Origin of the sequence: Acidiphilium sp. (genome assembly GCF_049977125.1) — a bacterium.
In the GTDB taxonomy this organism is placed as follows: Bacteria; Pseudomonadota; Alphaproteobacteria; order Acetobacterales; family Acetobacteraceae; genus Acidiphilium.
This window is the reverse complement of record NZ_JBMFGY010000077.1, coordinates 1-15,047: the sequence shown is the minus strand read 5'-3', so window position 1 is coordinate 15,047 and position 15,047 is coordinate 1. Positions and strand designations below refer to the sequence as shown.

The 15,047-nt window shown below is 65.0% G+C and carries 14 protein-coding genes and 1 riboswitch; of the genes, 8 read left to right on the top strand and 6 right to left on the bottom strand.

What is annotated here, in order from left to right; all coding sequences use genetic code 11:
- Positions 1-9: 9 nt before the first annotated feature.
- Complete coding sequence (locus ACP5E6_RS12075; RefSeq protein ID WP_427954487.1) at positions 10-1,896, bottom strand: ribonucleoside-diphosphate reductase subunit alpha; 1,887 nt, start codon at positions 1,894-1,896, stop codon at positions 10-12.
- A 348-nt stretch (positions 1,897-2,244) separates the two neighbouring features.
- A complete protein-coding gene (locus ACP5E6_RS12070) occupies positions 2,245-2,460 on the bottom strand; it encodes a hypothetical protein (protein WP_427954486.1) in 216 nt (71 codons plus the stop codon).
- Between ACP5E6_RS12070 and ACP5E6_RS12065 the strand changes: the two genes are divergently transcribed.
- A complete protein-coding gene (locus ACP5E6_RS12065; protein WP_427954485.1) occupies positions 2,447-3,835 on the top strand; it encodes a dihydrolipoyl dehydrogenase in 1,389 nt (462 codons plus the stop codon). The genes ACP5E6_RS12070 and ACP5E6_RS12065 overlap by 14 nt on opposite strands.
- Positions 3,836-4,026: 191 nt before the next feature.
- Here the strand turns inward: ACP5E6_RS12065 and ACP5E6_RS12060 are convergent, their stop codons facing one another.
- Genes ACP5E6_RS12060 through thiC form a run of 4 tightly spaced genes read right to left on the bottom strand, consistent with a single transcriptional unit; the run spans position 4,027 to position 7,960 of the window.
- Complete coding sequence (locus tag ACP5E6_RS12060) at positions 4,027-4,794, bottom strand: thiazole synthase (protein WP_427954484.1); 768 nt, start codon at positions 4,792-4,794, stop codon at positions 4,027-4,029.
- Position 4,795: 1 nt separating this feature from the next.
- Positions 4,796-5,017: a sulfur carrier protein ThiS gene (gene thiS / locus ACP5E6_RS12055; protein WP_427954483.1), complete on the bottom strand. Its 222-nt coding sequence runs from the start codon at positions 5,015-5,017 to the stop codon at positions 4,796-4,798.
- A complete protein-coding gene (thiO, locus tag ACP5E6_RS12050) occupies positions 5,014-6,135 on the bottom strand; it encodes a glycine oxidase ThiO (protein ID WP_427954482.1) in 1,122 nt (373 codons plus the stop codon). The genes thiS and thiO overlap by 4 nt, the downstream gene beginning before the upstream one ends.
- Positions 6,136-6,139: 4 nt before the next feature.
- Positions 6,140-7,960 (bottom strand): phosphomethylpyrimidine synthase ThiC, encoded by a 1,821-nt coding sequence (thiC, locus tag ACP5E6_RS12045; RefSeq protein ID WP_427954481.1) that lies wholly within the window; start codon positions 7,958-7,960, stop codon positions 6,140-6,142.
- Positions 7,961-8,005: 45 nt separating this feature from the next.
- Positions 8,006-8,111, bottom strand: a riboswitch (TPP riboswitch).
- A 159-nt stretch (positions 8,112-8,270) separates the two neighbouring features.
- Between thiC and ACP5E6_RS12040 the strand changes: the two genes are divergently transcribed.
- The 7 genes from ACP5E6_RS12040 to ACP5E6_RS12010 form a co-directional block, all read left to right on the top strand.
- Entirely contained in the window at positions 8,271-8,888 is a 618-nt protein-coding gene (locus ACP5E6_RS12040) for a heme NO-binding domain-containing protein (RefSeq protein WP_427954480.1), read from the top strand.
- Entirely contained in the window at positions 8,842-10,986 is a 2,145-nt protein-coding gene (locus ACP5E6_RS12035) for a putative bifunctional diguanylate cyclase/phosphodiesterase (RefSeq protein ID WP_427954479.1), read from the top strand. Before ACP5E6_RS12040 ends, ACP5E6_RS12035 begins: the two co-directional genes overlap by 47 nt.
- Before the next feature lie 66 nt (positions 10,987-11,052).
- Entirely contained in the window at positions 11,053-11,715 is a 663-nt protein-coding gene (locus ACP5E6_RS12030) for a DsbA family oxidoreductase (protein ID WP_427954478.1), read from the top strand.
- Positions 11,716-11,770: 55 nt separating this feature from the next.
- Positions 11,771-12,757, top strand: coding sequence for a lytic murein transglycosylase (locus tag ACP5E6_RS12025; protein WP_427954477.1), 987 nt, complete (start codon positions 11,771-11,773; stop codon positions 12,755-12,757).
- Positions 12,754-13,722, top strand: a complete 969-nt coding sequence (locus ACP5E6_RS12020) for an RlpA-like double-psi beta-barrel domain-containing protein (protein ID WP_427954476.1) — start codon at positions 12,754-12,756, stop codon at positions 13,720-13,722. Before ACP5E6_RS12025 ends, ACP5E6_RS12020 begins: the two co-directional genes overlap by 4 nt.
- Complete coding sequence (gene tmk / locus ACP5E6_RS12015) at positions 13,719-14,351, top strand: dTMP kinase (RefSeq protein WP_427954475.1); 633 nt, start codon at positions 13,719-13,721, stop codon at positions 14,349-14,351. Before ACP5E6_RS12020 ends, tmk begins: the two co-directional genes overlap by 4 nt.
- A partial coding sequence (locus tag ACP5E6_RS12010) for a DNA polymerase III subunit delta' (RefSeq protein ID WP_427954474.1) occupies positions 14,348-15,047 on the top strand: 700 nt, incomplete at its 3' end. The genes tmk and ACP5E6_RS12010, both read left to right, overlap by 4 nt.

Sequence of the window (15,047 nt, the reverse complement as noted above, 5' to 3'; positions counted from 1 at the left end):
TGCTTCGCCTCACTGACAGGCCAGACACTCCTCATAATTGGTCGTTGCCGCAACCAGGGGGATATGCGCGGTATCGTTGGCGGCTTCCAAATGGGTGCGGTGTTCGACTTTTTCGCTGATGCTATCGGCGCGTTGAATCGAGAGGGAGCGGCAGTAGTACAGGGATTTTACGCCGCGTTTCCAGGCCTGGTAGTGGATTTGGTGGAGGTCGCGCTTGTTCACATCGGCGGGCAGGAACACGTTGATGGACTGGCTTTGGCAAATGAACGGCGTGCGGTCGGCGGCATGTTCGATCACCCAGCGCTGGTCGAGTTCGAAGGCGGTCTTGAAGACCGATTTTTCATCATCCGTGAGAAAATCGAGGTGCTGGACCGAACCTTTGGTCACGGTGATGTTCGACCAGGTGGCGTCGTCATCGCGGCCTTTGGCGGCCAGGAGTTGCTGGAGATGGCGGTTGCGGACCGAGAAGCTGCCGGAGAGGGTTTTTTGCAGAAAGACGTTGGCGGCGATGGGTTCGATGCCGGGGCTGGAGTTACCGGCGATGATGGAGATCGACGCGGTGGGGGCGATCGCCATTTTATTGGAAAAGCGCTCCATCACGCCGTAATCGGCGGCGTCGGGGCAGGGGCCGCGTTCTTTCGCCAGCGTCTGCGACGCGAGGTCGGCGCCGGCGCGGATATGCTTGAAGATCTTGATGTTCCAGGCTTTGGCCATGGCGGATTCGAAGGGGATGTTCAGGGCTTGCAGGAAGGAGTGGAAGCCCATGACGCCGAGGCCGACCGAGCGTTCGCGCTGTGCTGCGTATTTGGCGCGGGCCATGGAGTCCGGCGCGTGGTCGATGAAATCCTGCAGCACATTGTCGAGGAAGCGCATGACGTCCTCGATGAACTGGGGGTTGTCGTGCCATTCGAGCCAGGTTTCGAGATTGATCGAGGAGAGGCAGCAGACCGCGGTGCGCTGCTGGCCGTGCTGATCGAGCCCGGTGGGGAGGGTGATTTCGGCGCAGAGGTTGGAGGTTTTGACCTCGAGGCCGGCGAGTTTGTGGTGTTCGGGGCGGGCGTTGTTCACGTGATCGGCGAAGATGATGTAGGGCTCGCCGGTTTCGATGCGGGCGGTGAGGATGCGGACCCAGAGGGCGCGGGCGGAGACATGGCGGACGTGGGCGCCATCCTTGGGTGAGGTGAGGGACCATTGGTCGTCCGCTTCGACCGCGCGCATGAACGCATCCGAGATCAGGATGCCGTGGTGAAGGTTGAGCGCCTTGCGGTTCGGGTCGCCGCCGGTGGGGCGGCGGATTTCGATGAATTCTTCGACCTCGGGGTGGGAGATCGGGAGGTAGACCGCGGCCGAGCCACGGCGCAGCGAGCCCTGGCTGATGGCGAGGGTGAGGCTGTCCATCACGCGGATGAAGGGGACGACGCCGGAGGTCTTGCCGTTCTGGCCGACTTTTTCACCGATCGAGCGGAGGTTGCCCCAATAGGAGCCGATGCCACCGCCCTTGGAGGCGAGCCAGACGTTTTCGTTCCAGAGATCGACGATGCCTTCGAGGCTGTCCGACGCTTCGTTGAGGAAGCACGAAATCGGCAGGCCGCGCGCGGTGCCGCCGTTGGAGAGAACGGGGGTGGCCGGCATGAACCAGAGCTTGCTGATATAATCATAGAGGCGCTGGGCGTGGGCCTGGTCATCGCCGTAGAACGAGGCAACGCGAGCGAACAGATCCTGGTAGGATTCGCCGGGCATCAGATAGCGGTCATCGAGCGTGGCGCGGCCGAAATCGGTCAGGAGCGCGTCACGGCTGCGATCAATTTTGATCTGGTGGCGACCCTGAAGCTGGATGTCGGTTTCGAGCAGGGTGGGTTCGAGCAGGGCTTGGTCGGCACGGGTCATGGCGTTCATTGCGGCGGCGACTCCAATCGATTTGGCGGAGGGCATAACAACATATTGGGAGGGCATCGTGCAATGACCACTAGATCAAGTTTTGACAGAAAAATCACTTGCACCGAGTCGGAGGGTGCGGGTCGATAAAGTTCGTTGTTTGTTCTTATACGGCAAAGGGCCGAATCGACGCAAATTGACGACGATGCTTATTTTTTGGAAACAGGATGCAGGTCCTTTCGCCCCGTCGTCGCTTCTCACACCTCTCGCCGGGCTGCGGCGTTGCCTCGGTGATCGGCCGCCGCCGGCGCGCGGCGTGCACCGGTCATCGACGAAGGCGAAAACATAGACGAACGCAAAAACATAGTATCAGAAATGAAACTTTCGTGATGACACTAACAGTTTATTTATACTTATCGCCGTTCGTATTTCATTCAGGCGATCCCCATATCCCAAAGATGAAATCATACCGATATTTGTTATCTCCATCACGATACGTGAGATCCCGCCGCCTTCGCCGCTGAACGAGGCGGCACGCACAAATTTACCATCCACGACCGGAGACATGCATTTGAGCGACATCATCCCAATCGACATCCTCATTCTCGGCGCCGGCGGTGGCGGGTATCCTGCCGCGTTCTTTCTGGCGCGGGCCGGGCTGCGCGTCGTCATGGTCGATCCGATCGGCAATCTCGGCGGTGACTGCCTCGCCGAGGGCTGCGTGCCATCCAAAGCCGTGCGGGAAGGCGCGCTGGCCCGGGCGATGAGCCGGAAATACACATTCTTCGGGCTCGACGGCGCCATCCCGTCAGTCGATTGGCAGGGAGTGCTCGCGCACAAGGATCTGGTGCAAAACGCCCGCTACGACCAACATCGCCGGGAAATCGCCGAATCGAGTGTCATTTTCCACAAGGGCATCGGGCGGATCACGGGGGACCACGAGGCCGAAATCACCACCGACGGGTCCGACCAACTGCGCTATCACTTCCGCTATCTCATCGCCGCCACCGGATCGCGCCCCCATATGCTGCGGATTCCCGGTGCCGAACTTGCGATCACCTCGCATCATCTGTTCCGTCTTGGCACCGATCTGCCGATGCCGGCGCGGCTTGCCGTGATCGGCGGCGGCTATATCGGTGCGGAGAGCGCCTCGATGCTCGATCATCTCGGGGTCAAGACGACGATCCTGGAAATGACCGATCAGCTGATGCCCGGCGCCGACCAGGATTTGCGGCGCTATCTGACCCGTTGCCTTGGCGCGCGTGTCGATCTGCTGCTGAATGCTTCCGTCACGTCAATCGTGCGCGGCGCGGGTGGGTTGCAGGTAACGTACCGCCGCAACGGGGTCGATCTGACGCTGGAAGCCGACGCCGTCCTGATGGCCTCCGGACGAGAGCCGGTGCGTCCGGAGGGGGTCGGGGCGATTGGTGTTCCAGGCGAGGGGGCCATCGTCGTCGATACCACGATGCGCAGCGCGGTCGCGCATGTCTACGCGCCCGGCGACATCAACGGGCGCAGCATGCTGTTTCATTCCGCGGTGCGTCAGAGCATGGTCGCGGCGCATAACATCCTGGCCGGCGGTCAGGCCGTCGACCGGATGAATTTTCACGGCGTGCCCTTCACCGTTTTTACCGAGCCGGAAATCGCCTGGGTCGGGTTGGATGAACCCGCCGCCGCGGCGGCGGGGCTGGCGGTCGCGACCACGCGCTACGATTACATCACCGACTCACGCGCGCAAATTTACGGCGAGACCGATGGCTTCATCAAGCTTGTGTTCGATACGTCCAACAATGTGCTCCTCGGCGCGCAGATCGCCGGGTTGGACGCCGCACAGGTGATCGCGCCGCTCGCGCTCGCGGTACACGCCCGCCATACCGCAACGACACTGGCTGAAATGGCGTTTCCGCACCCGATGGTCACCGAAGGGATCAACAAGGCGGCACGGCAATTCCGGCCCTGAGCCGAAACCGCCGGCGTGACCCGCGGATCGGCACCGGTGGACATCACAGGAAAATCTCCCCTCGCGCCACCTCCGAATCGGTCATCGGCTAGCGCGTTATGCTCTCAGCGTAACGCTCTAGTACTATGTTTTTTCGAGCGATTTCATGCGATGATGGTGCCGCTGCCGCGTCAACTTAATCGCCTGTCGCCCTAGGCGCCGATCAACCCAAGCTCCGGACTGGATGCCTCGGCCCGCAGCTTCCGTGGAATCCGCCCAGCCGCCCGCGCCTCAAACCCGGCCCGAACCGCCTGACGCATCGCGCCCGCCATGCCGATCGGATCATGGGCCCGCGCGATCGCGGTGTTCAGCAAAACCGCATCGCACCCCAGTTCCATCGCCTGCGCCGCGTCCGATGCGGTACCGATCCCGGCATCGAGCACAACCGGCACGGCGCTGTGCGCGCAGATCCGCTCGATATTATAAGGGTTGGCGATGCCGAGGCCGGAGCCGATCGGCGACCCGAGCGGCATCACCGCCGCCGCGCCCAGATCCGCCAGTTTCCGGCACAGGATCGGATCGTCGGTGCAATAGGGCAGCACCACGAAGCCTGACGACACCAGCGCAGCGGTCGCCTGCAGCAGCAGTTCCGCATCGGGATACAGGGTTTCGCGATCACCGATGATCTCAAGCTTGATCCAGTCGGTGCCCAGAGCCTCGCGCGCCAGCTCCGCGGTCAGCACCGCATCGCGCACCGTGGCACAACCCGCCGTATTCGGCAGCAACCGATACCGCCCGCCCAACACGTCGAGCAGCGACCCGCCATAGGCATCGAGACTGATCCGCCGGATCGCGACCGTCACCAGCGCGGGCGCGGCGGCATCGAGCGCATCGAGCAACACCTGCTGATTGGGGTATCCGGCGGTGCCCATGAACAAGCGCGCATTCAGCGCAACCCCGGCAATTTCCAGCGTACGCATATTAACCTCCGCCCACCGCCCGCACGATTTCAACCTGATCGTCAGGGGCCAGGCGGGTCGTCATCCATGCCGATCGCGGCACCACCCGATCGTTCACCGCAACCGCCAGCCCCTTCGCGTGATCCAACCCCTTCGCGACCAGTAACTCAGCGATGGTCGCGGCAAACGCCTCGATCGTCCCGTTCACCCGGATTCCCAACGCGCTCTCGTCCAACGCGCTCATGCCGCCGCCCTCATCCGCTCGAATCGCCCAATGCCGAAGCCGGCGATGCGCGGATCAGGCGCGCCATCCAGAATCGTCGCCGCCAGGGCATCCGCCGTCACCGGTGTCAGCAAAATCCCGTTGCGATGATGTCCGGTGGCCATCATCAGCCCGGGCAGGGCGGTCGGCCCCAAAATCGGCGCGTCATCGCGCGACCCCGGCCGGAACCCGGCCCAGGTCTCGATCAGCGGCAATTCCTCGATCCCCGGCAACGCCCGCCACGCGCCATCGAGCAGCGAATACATCCCGCCGGCGGTCATCCGCGCGTCGAATCCGCGCTCCTCGACAGTCGCGCCAACAATCAAGCGGCCATCGGCGCGCGGCACCAGATAAGCCTTGGGCGCCCACACCACATGGCGCAGCAACGGCGCCGCCGGGTCCATCTGCACCGCCAGCATCTGTCCTTTGACCGGCCGGACCGGTGGCCGCGCGATCGGTAGATCAATCCCCCCCGACCATGCGCCGGCGGCCAGCACCACGACATCAGCGGCATGGACCTCACCCGCAACCACAACGCCGGACGCGCACCCGCCCTCGGTGGCGACGCGTTCAACCGTGGCATGCTCATGCAACACCCCGCCCGCACGCTGAAACGCCACCCGCAGCGCCGCCATCACCGCCCGATTATCCACCTGGATATCACCCGGTGAAAAAATCGCCCCGGCCAATTGCGGGGCCAGATATGGTTCGCGCTCGCGAGCCTCGCCCGGTGTCAGCCATTCGAGGTCGATGCCCTGGCTGCGCTGAAACGCCAGATCATGGCGCAGCTTCGCCGCATCATCGCGGTTGAGCGCGACCACCAGCGTCCCCTCGCGCCGCAACCCCACCGAACATCCCGAAGCGGCTTCAATCTCCGCCGCGAATGCGGGCCATAACCCCAGCGATTCCCGGCTGAGCACGCCGAGCGCCGCCTCACCGGGCTCGGCCTCGCACGCCGCCGCCAACATGCCGGCGGCAGCGTGGCTCGCGCCGTGCCCGACCGTGTCCCGCTCGAACACCGCGACCGCAGCCCCCCGGCGCGCCAGCCGCCAGCCCAGCGCCAGGCCGATCATTCCGCCACCGATCACCGCGATCCGCATCGTCTTACTCCGCCGCCGCGCTCTCAAGATAAATCCGGCTGCCCGCCTCGCGGAACTCGGCCGATTTCTGCTCCATCCCCTCGAGCCGCGCCGCATCGTCGCGAATATCCTGCGAGATTTTCATCGAGCAGAATTTCGGCCCGCACATCGAGCAGAAATGCGCCACTTTATGCGCCTCCTTCGGCAGCGTCTCGTCATGATACTGCCGCGCCGTATCCGGATCGAGCCCGAGGTTGAACTGATCCTGCCACCGAAACTCGAACCGCGCCCGGCTCACCGCATCATCCCGCAATTTCGCCGAGGGATGCCCCTTGGCCAGATCCGCCGCATGCGCCGCCAACCGATAGGTGATCACGCCCACCTTCACATCATCGCGGTTCGGCAGGCCCAAATGCTCCTTCGGCGTCACGTAGCAAAGCATCGCCGTCCCGAACCAGCCGATCATCGCCGCCCCGATCGCCGACGTAATATGGTCATACCCCGGCGCAATATCCGTGGTCAGCGGCCCCAGCGTATAAAACGGCGCCTCGTGGCACACCTTCAACTGCCGCTCCATATTCTCCTTGATCTTGTGCATCGGCACATGGCCCGGCCCTTCGATCATCACCTGGCAGCCCTTCGCCCAGGCCCGCTTGGTCAACTCGCCCAGCGTATCCAATTCCGCGAACTGCGCGGCATCATTGGCATCCGCGATCGAACCCGGCCGCAACCCATCGCCCAGCGAGAACGACACATCATACTTACGCATGATGTCACAAATCTCGTCGAAATGCGTATAGAGAAAACTCTCCTGATGATGCGCGAGGCACCACCGCGCCATGATCGACCCGCCACGCGAAACAATCCCGGTCACCCGCTTCGCCGTCAGCGGCACAAACGCGAGCCGCACCCCGGCATGGATGGTGAAATAATCCACCCCCTGTTCCGCCTGCTCGATCAGCGTGTCGCGAAACACCTCCCACGAGAGCTTGTCCGGATCACCCCCCACCTTCTCCAGCGCCTGATACAACGGCACCGTCCCGATCGGCACCGGCGCATTCCGCATGATCCATGAGCGGATGTTATGAATATTCCGCCCGGTCGATAAATCCATCACGGTGTCGCCACCCCAGCGGATCGCCCAGACCAGCTTCTCCACCTCATCCGCCGCCCCCGACGTCACCGCCGAATTGCCGATATTGGCATTGATCTTGACCAGGAAATTCCGCCCGATAATCACCGGCTCCAACTCCGGATGATTGATATTCGCCGGAATAATCGCCCGCCCCGCCGCAATCTCCGCCCGCACGAACTCCGGCGTCACAAACTCCGGAATCGCCGCCCCGAAATCCTCGCCATCCGCCCGCCGCTCGCCCGCACCCTCAACCGCCTTGGCCCGCCCGAGATTCTCCCGGTGCGCGACATAAATCATCTCTTCGGTAATCACCCCGGCGCGCGCGAATTCATACTGCGTCACCATCGCGCCATCCCGCCCGGCCAGCACCGCGCGCGCCGCCGGGCATGCCGGCACCAGCCGATCCGCCGGCGCAAACCCGTTATCCTCCGGCTTCACCGCGCGCGGCGCCACCGCCTCGAACCCCCGCTTCGCCAGCCACGCGCCCCGCACCTGCGGCAACCCCGCATCCAGATCGAGCGCAAAATGCGGATCGGTGAACGGGCCGGACGTATCATACAGCCGGAACGGCGCCTCATTCGCACTCGGATGCAAATCCACCTCGCGGAACGGCACCGCGATATCCGGCCGATCCTCCGGCGCTGAATACACTTTGCGCGACCCCACGATCGGGCCCGTGGTCACAAGGGCAGGTTTGGTCTGGACGTTCATGGCGCGCTCCTCACAAAATAGGGGCAACGCAGCGTCGGCCGGTGCAAAAATGGCAAATCCCGTCCCTCCGCCGGCGTAACCCGGATCAGGTTCAAAGAGTTGCCGGATCGTTCCAGCTCTCAGCGCAGTTCGCGCACCCCTCGGAATAAGGGGAGAGTGATTTGATCGCGCGCCGCTGTCAAGATGGGTTCGGCGGGTGCCGTCAGATGATCCATGGCCCGTTCACCAACCGTTCATCTTTTGCCGTCAAACTATGAAAATCAGTGGTCCGGCAAAAAGCCGGCGCGCCGATAACCAAAGGTAGGCACTCATGATCGGACTGATTCCATTCCTGGTCGATAATTTCACCGCCAATGAATTGGGCGACGACGCCCGGCAGGACCTTCTCGCAACGCTCGATCTGCCGGCCGATTTCACCTTCAGTATCGCCAGGAACTACGATGATGACCTCTGCCGCCGCGTCATCACCCTGATGGTCATCCGCCTCGGACTGCCGATGACAATTCTCTACGATCGGCTCGGTGAGTATTTCCTGGGCTGGATGCTTGAGCATATGGGCGGCGTGTTCGCCGGCGCGGCCGATACCGCCACCTTTCTGACCCGCCTGCCGACCGTTTATAACAGTTTCGGCGGGTCGGCGCGCGATGCGGGCATGCACGGCAGCAGCGATCTGGTCGCGGTCCGCCGGTTCGGCGATCGGCTGCGCGTCACCTACCAATCCCAGTCGCGCTTCGCGGCATTCTACGCCAGTTTCATGAAGGCGGTCGCGGCACATTTCAACGAATCCGTCACGATCGCGATCGTCGCGGGCGACATCGAGGCACCGTTCTGCGTGTTCGACGTCACGATGAACCCGCCGGTCGATCCACTGATCGACGATCATGCCCGAACCCTCCAACCTGAAGCGTCCCTCAGCCATGGCCAATGATCCCAGCAAGGAGGCGCGCGTCCTGACCCGCCGAGCAATGACCGATCGGGCCGTCGCCAAACGGGCGGTGACCCGGCCGGCGGCGGTCGAACCGGTGATCGAAACACGCGGCATGAATAATCGCACGCCGATCCCTCATCGCCCATCGAGCGATGAGATATCGGCGGGGCAACCAAAATCTCGCAACCTTGCCCCCGCCGATATCGATGCTGACGATATCGAAGACATCTGCCGGCAATTCTGCACCTTCGCCGACCGGATCGGTCCTCAGCTCATCACCACCGACAGTACCAACCCGCTGGTGCAGAAATTCGCCCTCGCCGCCAATTTCTCGCTCGATGTCGCGCGTCGGGCGGTCCGCGCCTCGAACGAGGCGATCCACGATCTGCGTAAAATCCACCGGATCGCCCGGATCGGCAGTTGGCGGGTGATCGTCGAGGGTCTCTACACCACCTGGTCAGACGAAATGCACGAGCTGGTCGGCTGCGACCCCGCCGCCTTCGTTCCCAGTTTCGACGCGCTGATCCAATTATTCGCCCCGTCCGACCGCGCCCGTTTCCAGAGCGCCTTTGAGGCAGTGGTTGCCCATCGTCAGGGCGTCACGATCGAGGCGCGCGGCAACGACACCATCGGCACGGATCGATGGTTCTGGACCGATCTGCAACCGGAAGCCGATCCGGACGGTAAAATCATCGCGGTCCGCGGCATCTGCCAGGAGGTCACCGAGCGCAAATCCGCCTTCGAGCGTATCCGCCATCTCGCCCGCCACGATCCGCTGACCGGTCTGGCCAACCGGGCGCATCTCACCGAACGTCTCGAACACATGATCGCGGACGCCGCCCGCCGTCGCGAATCCCTGGCGGTTCTCTGCTTCGACCTCGATGGCTTCAAATCGGTCAACGACCTCTACGGCAACGCCGCGGGCGACGAGGCGCTGCGCGAAATGGCAAGGCGATTATCCGCCCACAGCCGCGAAAGCGACACGCTGGCCCGAATCGGCGGTGATGAATTCGTCGTCATCCAGGGGCTCGGCCAGCAACCCGAGGCGGCGCAACGCCTCGCCCAACGCCTGCTCGACGCGCTGATGCTCCCGATGGTCCTCAAGGGACAGGCCGAAATCGCGCTCTCCACCTCGATCGGGATCGCCTTCTACCCCGATGATGCGACCACGCCGGACGATCTACTCGCCCGCGCCGACCGCGCGCTTCACTGGGTCAAGAGCGAGGGGCCGAATAATTTCGCGATCTACGACAATTCCATGGAGCGCGACTATCAGGAACGCCGCAAACTCGAGCACGATCTGCGCCTCGCCCTCCAGCGCGGCGAGTTCTCGCTGGTCTATCAGCCCATGCTCTGCACACGGCGTGACACGTTCAAAGGGTTCGAAGCCCTGCTCCGCTGGAACAGCCCGATTCACGGTCAGGTATCGCCGGAAATCTTCATCGGCATCGCCGAATCGATCGGCATCATGGGATCGCTCGGGGCCTGGGTGCTGCGCACCGCCTGCGCCGAGGCGGCAAGCTGGGTCAATCCGCTCAAGGTCGCGGTCAATGTCTCGCCGATCCAGATCCAGCAGGGTAATCTCGCCGAAATCATCGACGATGTTCTCGCCACCACCGGTCTTGCGCCGGAGCGCCTTGAAATCGAGGTCACTGAATCCCTGCTGATCCGCAATCCTGAGCGTGCGCTGGAAACCCTGCGCCAGATCAAGGCGCTCGGCGTGCGCATCGCCATGGATGATTTCGGCACCGGCTACTCCTCGCTCGCCACGCTGCGCGCCTTTCCGTTCGACAAGCTCAAGGTCGATCGCAGCTTCGTCAAGGATCTTGGCGAAGGCTCCGAATCGCTGGCGATCATCAACGCCATCCTCGGTCTCGGCCGTGGCCTGCGCCTGCCGGTGGTGGTCGAAGGCGTCGAAACCGAGGTCCAGGCCGCCATCCTGCGCCGCTGCGGCGCCGATGAAATGCAGGGCTATCTGCTCGGCCGGCCATCACCGATCGATCGCTTCGGCATGATCACCGATCCGGCCGGCTTGTTGCAAACCATCAGCGAGACCCAAACCACCTCCACCCTGCTCGACACCCCGACCCCCCCCTGATCGTCACGGGGTGCGAACGCCATTGTGCATCGGTTCGCACATACGATAGAGTACGGGGCCGTGAATATGCTTCTGCCCCGGACCGGCCGTGTTTCAATCGAAATCGTGTTCGATTTCGTCTGCCCATGGTGCTATCTCGGCGTCCACCGCTTCGTCCGCATGCGCGCCCGCCGCCGCGACCTCACGATCCAGCCGATCTGGCGGCCGTTCCTGCTCAACCCCGACATGCCGCGCCTCGGCGTCAGCCGCACCGATTACGCCGCCCGCAAATTCGGTGACGAGGAACGCGCCCGCCGCTTCTACATGACAATCACCGACATCGCGGCCGCCGAAGGCCTCGCAATCGATTTTGCGCGCATCCGGCGCACCCCAAGCACCGTCGATGCCCATCGCCTGGTCCGTTTCGCCGAGACTTCAGGCTATGCCGAGGATGTGATCCTCGCCCTGTTCCGCGCCTATTTTCACGACGGCGCCGACATCGGCCATCCCGAACAATTAACCGCCATCGCCGCCCAGGCCGGTCTCGACGCAGCGGCGACCCGCCGGTTTCTCGCATCCGATCAGGCGGTGGAACTGGTTCATGCCGATAATCTCTACGCCCACCGTCTCGGCATCAACGGCGTGCCCTGCTTCGTGGTCGACGGCTCCGCCGCAATCGCCGGCGCGCAGGAACCCGATGTTCTGGAGCGGCTGATCGAATTCGCGACCTGCGATGCGACCCCCTTCTAGCCGATCCCGGCCGGCCGTCTTTCCCCATTCCCCGGCCCATGGCACAAGCCCCGCCATGAACCGACGCACCCTCATCGCCACCCCCTTCGCCGCCGTTCCCCTGGGCCTCGCCGGGCTGAGCCTGGCCACCACGCCATCTGCCCAGGCGGCTGATTTCACCAGTTTCCTCGCCGGTCTCGGCGCGCGCGCCCGCCGGCAGGGCATCCCGGACGGCATCGTCAATCAGGCACTCGGCGGACTGGCACCCGACGCACGGGTCATCCATCTCGACGCGCATCAACCCGAATTCACCCTCACCTGGGCGCAATACAGCGCCCGCGTCGTCACCCAGGCCCGCGTCAGGGAAGGGCAGGCCAAACAAATCCCGCTGCGCGCGATCTTCGCCGACATCCAGCGCCGCTTCGGCGTTCCCGCCGCGCCGATCATCGGCATCTGGGGCATCGAGACGGATTTCGGCGCCATCCAGGGCAATTTCCAGGTGATCGATTCGCTCGCCACCCTGGCCTGGTTCCGCAACAGCGGCTTCTTCGCCAACGAGGCGATCGCCGCGATGAAAATCGCCGCCCGCGGTGATGCGCCCCTGCCACGATTGATCGGCTCCTGGGCCGGCGCCATGGGCCAGCCGCAATTCATGCCCAGCGTCTATCTCACCACCGCCATCAATTTTTCCGGTCGCGGCACCCCCAATATCTGGACCAATGTGCCCGACACCCTGGCCTCGATCGCCAATTATCTCCACAAGGCGCGCTGGATTCCCGGCCTGCCCTCGGCCGAACCGGTGCTGATCCCCCCCGGATTCAATGTGAGCCTCGCCGGCCGCGACCATCATCTGCCGCTGTCGCGCTGGCAACAACTGGGCATCCGCCGTCTGGCAGGGGCCGCACCTCTCCCGCCCGGCACCGAAGCCTCGCTTCTCCTGCCCGATGGACCGAGCGGCGCCGCCTATCTCGCCTATGAAAATTTCACCGCCATCCGCCGCTATAACCCGTCGGATCTCTACGCCCTGGCGGTCGGTGAACTCGGTCGCCTGATCACCGGATGAACCAAATCCTGCCAATTCGGGCGCGGCCCCTCGCCGGGTCATCATCGCTCTGGTCATCATCGCTCTGGTCATCGATGCTCTGGCCGGCAACGCTGGTGCTGCTGGCGCTCGCGCTGTCGGGCTGCGTCCATAAGCGAATCCGTCCTGGCGCCGCGCCCACCGGCGCGCATTACACCATCGGCAATGCCTATTTCGCGGCGGGCGAGTGGCACTACCCCCGCACGTTCGACGCTTACGACCGCACCGGCCTCGCCACGATCATCCCGCCCGGCCACGAAGCCGCCACCACCGATGGCGAGGCGTTCCACCAATCCGGCCTGATGGCGCAGAGCCCGGTCCTGCCGCTGCCCTCGCTGGTCCGCGTCACCAATCTCACCAACGGTCGCACCCTCGTTCTGCGCGTGAACGACCGCGGCCCGCCAATCCCCGGCCGGATCATCGCCGTCAGCCGCAAAGCCGCCACCCTGCTCGGTTTCCCCCGATCGGGCGTCGTCGAAATTCGGGTCAAACTGCGCGTCCGCCGTTCCACCGCGCTGCAGACAGCGCTCGGCGCCGGGCCGCGTCCCATCGCCGCGCCGGTTGCGAGCGTGCAGGCCGCGGCACTACCGCCGCCGCCCGGCGCCGCCGGTGTCGCCGGCACCACCGGGCTGATCTCCCCGACCAGCGCCGCCCCAACCACAGCGCCCCGATCGCCCGACGCCCCGCTCTCCGGCGCGGTCACCGTCGAGCCGCCCGATCCCGGTCCGCTCTATGTCGAAATCGCCGGTTTCGGCAGCGTGAACGACGCACAATCCCTGCGCGCCCGCCTCGCCGGCCTGCCCGGCAACGTCGTGCCGCAACCGCGCGAAGGCCGCACCCTCTATGCCGTGAAACTCGGCCCCTACCGCTCGGTCGCCACCGCCGATGCCGCCCTGCGCCAGGTCCTCGCCCGCGGCATCCCCGACCCTGAAATCATCGTGCATTGATCGGCAAACTCCGCCCCGGCACCTTCATCACGATCGAGGGCGGTGAAGCCATGGGCAAATCCACCCAGATCGCCCGCCTCGCCGCCACCTTGCGCTCCCACGGCCACACCATCCTCCTCACCCGCGAACCCGGCGGCACGCCGGGCGCCGAAGCCATCCGCGCCCTGCTGCTCAACCCCGCCACAAGCCTCGCCCCGCTCGCCGACACGCTCCTCGTCTTCGCCGCCCGCGCCGATCACGTCGAAACCCTGATCCGCCCCGCCCTCGCGCGCGGCGACATCGTCCTCTGCGACCGCTTCACCGATTCCACCATGGCCTACCAGGGCTACGGCCTCGGCATCGACCGCGCCACCATCGCCACCCTCACCACCATGATCGGCCTGACCCCCGACCTCACCCTGATCCTCGACGCGCCCGCCCCCATCGCCGCCGCCCGCCTCGCATCCCGCCCCACCGCCCGCGATCGCTACGAAACATTCGACGCGTCCTTCACCACCCGAGTCGCCGCCGGCTTCCGCGCAATCGCCGCCGCCGACCCCGCCCGCTGCGCCCTGATCGACGCCTCCGGCCCCATCGACTCCATCGCCGCCACCATCGCCGCCACCCTCACCACCCGCCTCGCCGCATGATCGCCCCGCGCGCCAACCCCATCCTGCTCGGCCAATCCCGCGCGATCGCCGAACTCCACCGCGCAGCATCCGGCCCGCGCCTGCACCACGCCTGGCTGATCACCGGCCCGCCCGGCATCGGCAAAGCGACCCTCGCCTACCGCTTCGCCCGCTGGCTCCTCGCCGCCGCCAAAACGCCCGACCTCGCACTCCCGCCCACCGACCCGATCTTCCGCCGCGTCGCCGTCGCCTCCCACGCCGACCTCCTGGTCATCGAGCGCCGCTACGATGAGAAAAAAAAGCGCATGCAGGGCGAAATCGTGGTCGAAACCGTCGCCCAGGCCGGCAAATTCCTCCGCCTCACACCGGGCGAGGGCGGCTGGCGCGTCGTCATCGTCGATGGCGCCGAAGCCCTCAACCGCAACGCGGCCAACGCCCTGCTCAAACTCCTCGAGGAACCACCCCCCCGCGCCATCTGGCTCCTGATCAGCCACGCGCCCGGCCGCCTTCTCCCCACCATCCGCAGCCGCTGCCGCCCGCTCGAAGCCGCCACCCTCGACCCCGCCACCATCGAAACCCTGCTCGCCACCGCCCAACCCGACCTCTCCGCCCCCCAGCGCGCCCGCCTCGCCACCCTCGCCGAAGGCTCGATCGGCCGCGCCCTCACCCTCGCCGGCGCCGAGGGCCTCACCCTCGCCACCCTCGCCGACGAAGCCC

What these genes read in the sequence shown, in the direction of transcription:
- ACP5E6_RS12075 (WP_427954487.1), bottom strand. Translation starts at nt 1,896, where the DNA reads ATGAACGCCATGACCCGTGCCGACCAAGCCCTGCTCGAACCCACCCTG.
- ACP5E6_RS12070 (WP_427954486.1), bottom strand. Translation starts at nt 2,460, where the DNA reads ATGATGTCGCTCAAATGCATGTCTCCGGTCGTGGATGGTAAATTTGTG.
- ACP5E6_RS12060 (WP_427954484.1), bottom strand. Translation starts at nt 4,794, where the DNA reads ATGCGTACGCTGGAAATTGCCGGGGTTGCGCTGAATGCGCGCTTGTTC.
- thiS (WP_427954483.1), bottom strand. Translation starts at nt 5,017, where the DNA reads ATGAGCGCGTTGGACGAGAGCGCGTTGGGAATCCGGGTGAACGGGACG.
- thiO (WP_427954482.1), bottom strand. Translation starts at nt 6,135, where the DNA reads ATGCGGATCGCGGTGATCGGTGGCGGAATGATCGGCCTGGCGCTGGGC.
- thiC (WP_427954481.1), bottom strand. Translation starts at nt 7,960, where the DNA reads ATGAACGTCCAGACCAAACCTGCCCTTGTGACCACGGGCCCGATCGTG.
- ACP5E6_RS12040 (WP_427954480.1), top strand. Translation starts at nt 8,271, where the DNA reads ATGATCGGACTGATTCCATTCCTGGTCGATAATTTCACCGCCAATGAA.
- ACP5E6_RS12035 (WP_427954479.1), top strand. Translation starts at nt 8,842, where the DNA reads ATGCCCGAACCCTCCAACCTGAAGCGTCCCTCAGCCATGGCCAATGAT.
- ACP5E6_RS12030 (WP_427954478.1), top strand. Translation starts at nt 11,053, where the DNA reads ATGCTTCTGCCCCGGACCGGCCGTGTTTCAATCGAAATCGTGTTCGAT.
- ACP5E6_RS12025 (WP_427954477.1), top strand. Translation starts at nt 11,771, where the DNA reads ATGAACCGACGCACCCTCATCGCCACCCCCTTCGCCGCCGTTCCCCTG.
- ACP5E6_RS12020 (WP_427954476.1), top strand. Translation starts at nt 12,754, where the DNA reads ATGAACCAAATCCTGCCAATTCGGGCGCGGCCCCTCGCCGGGTCATCA.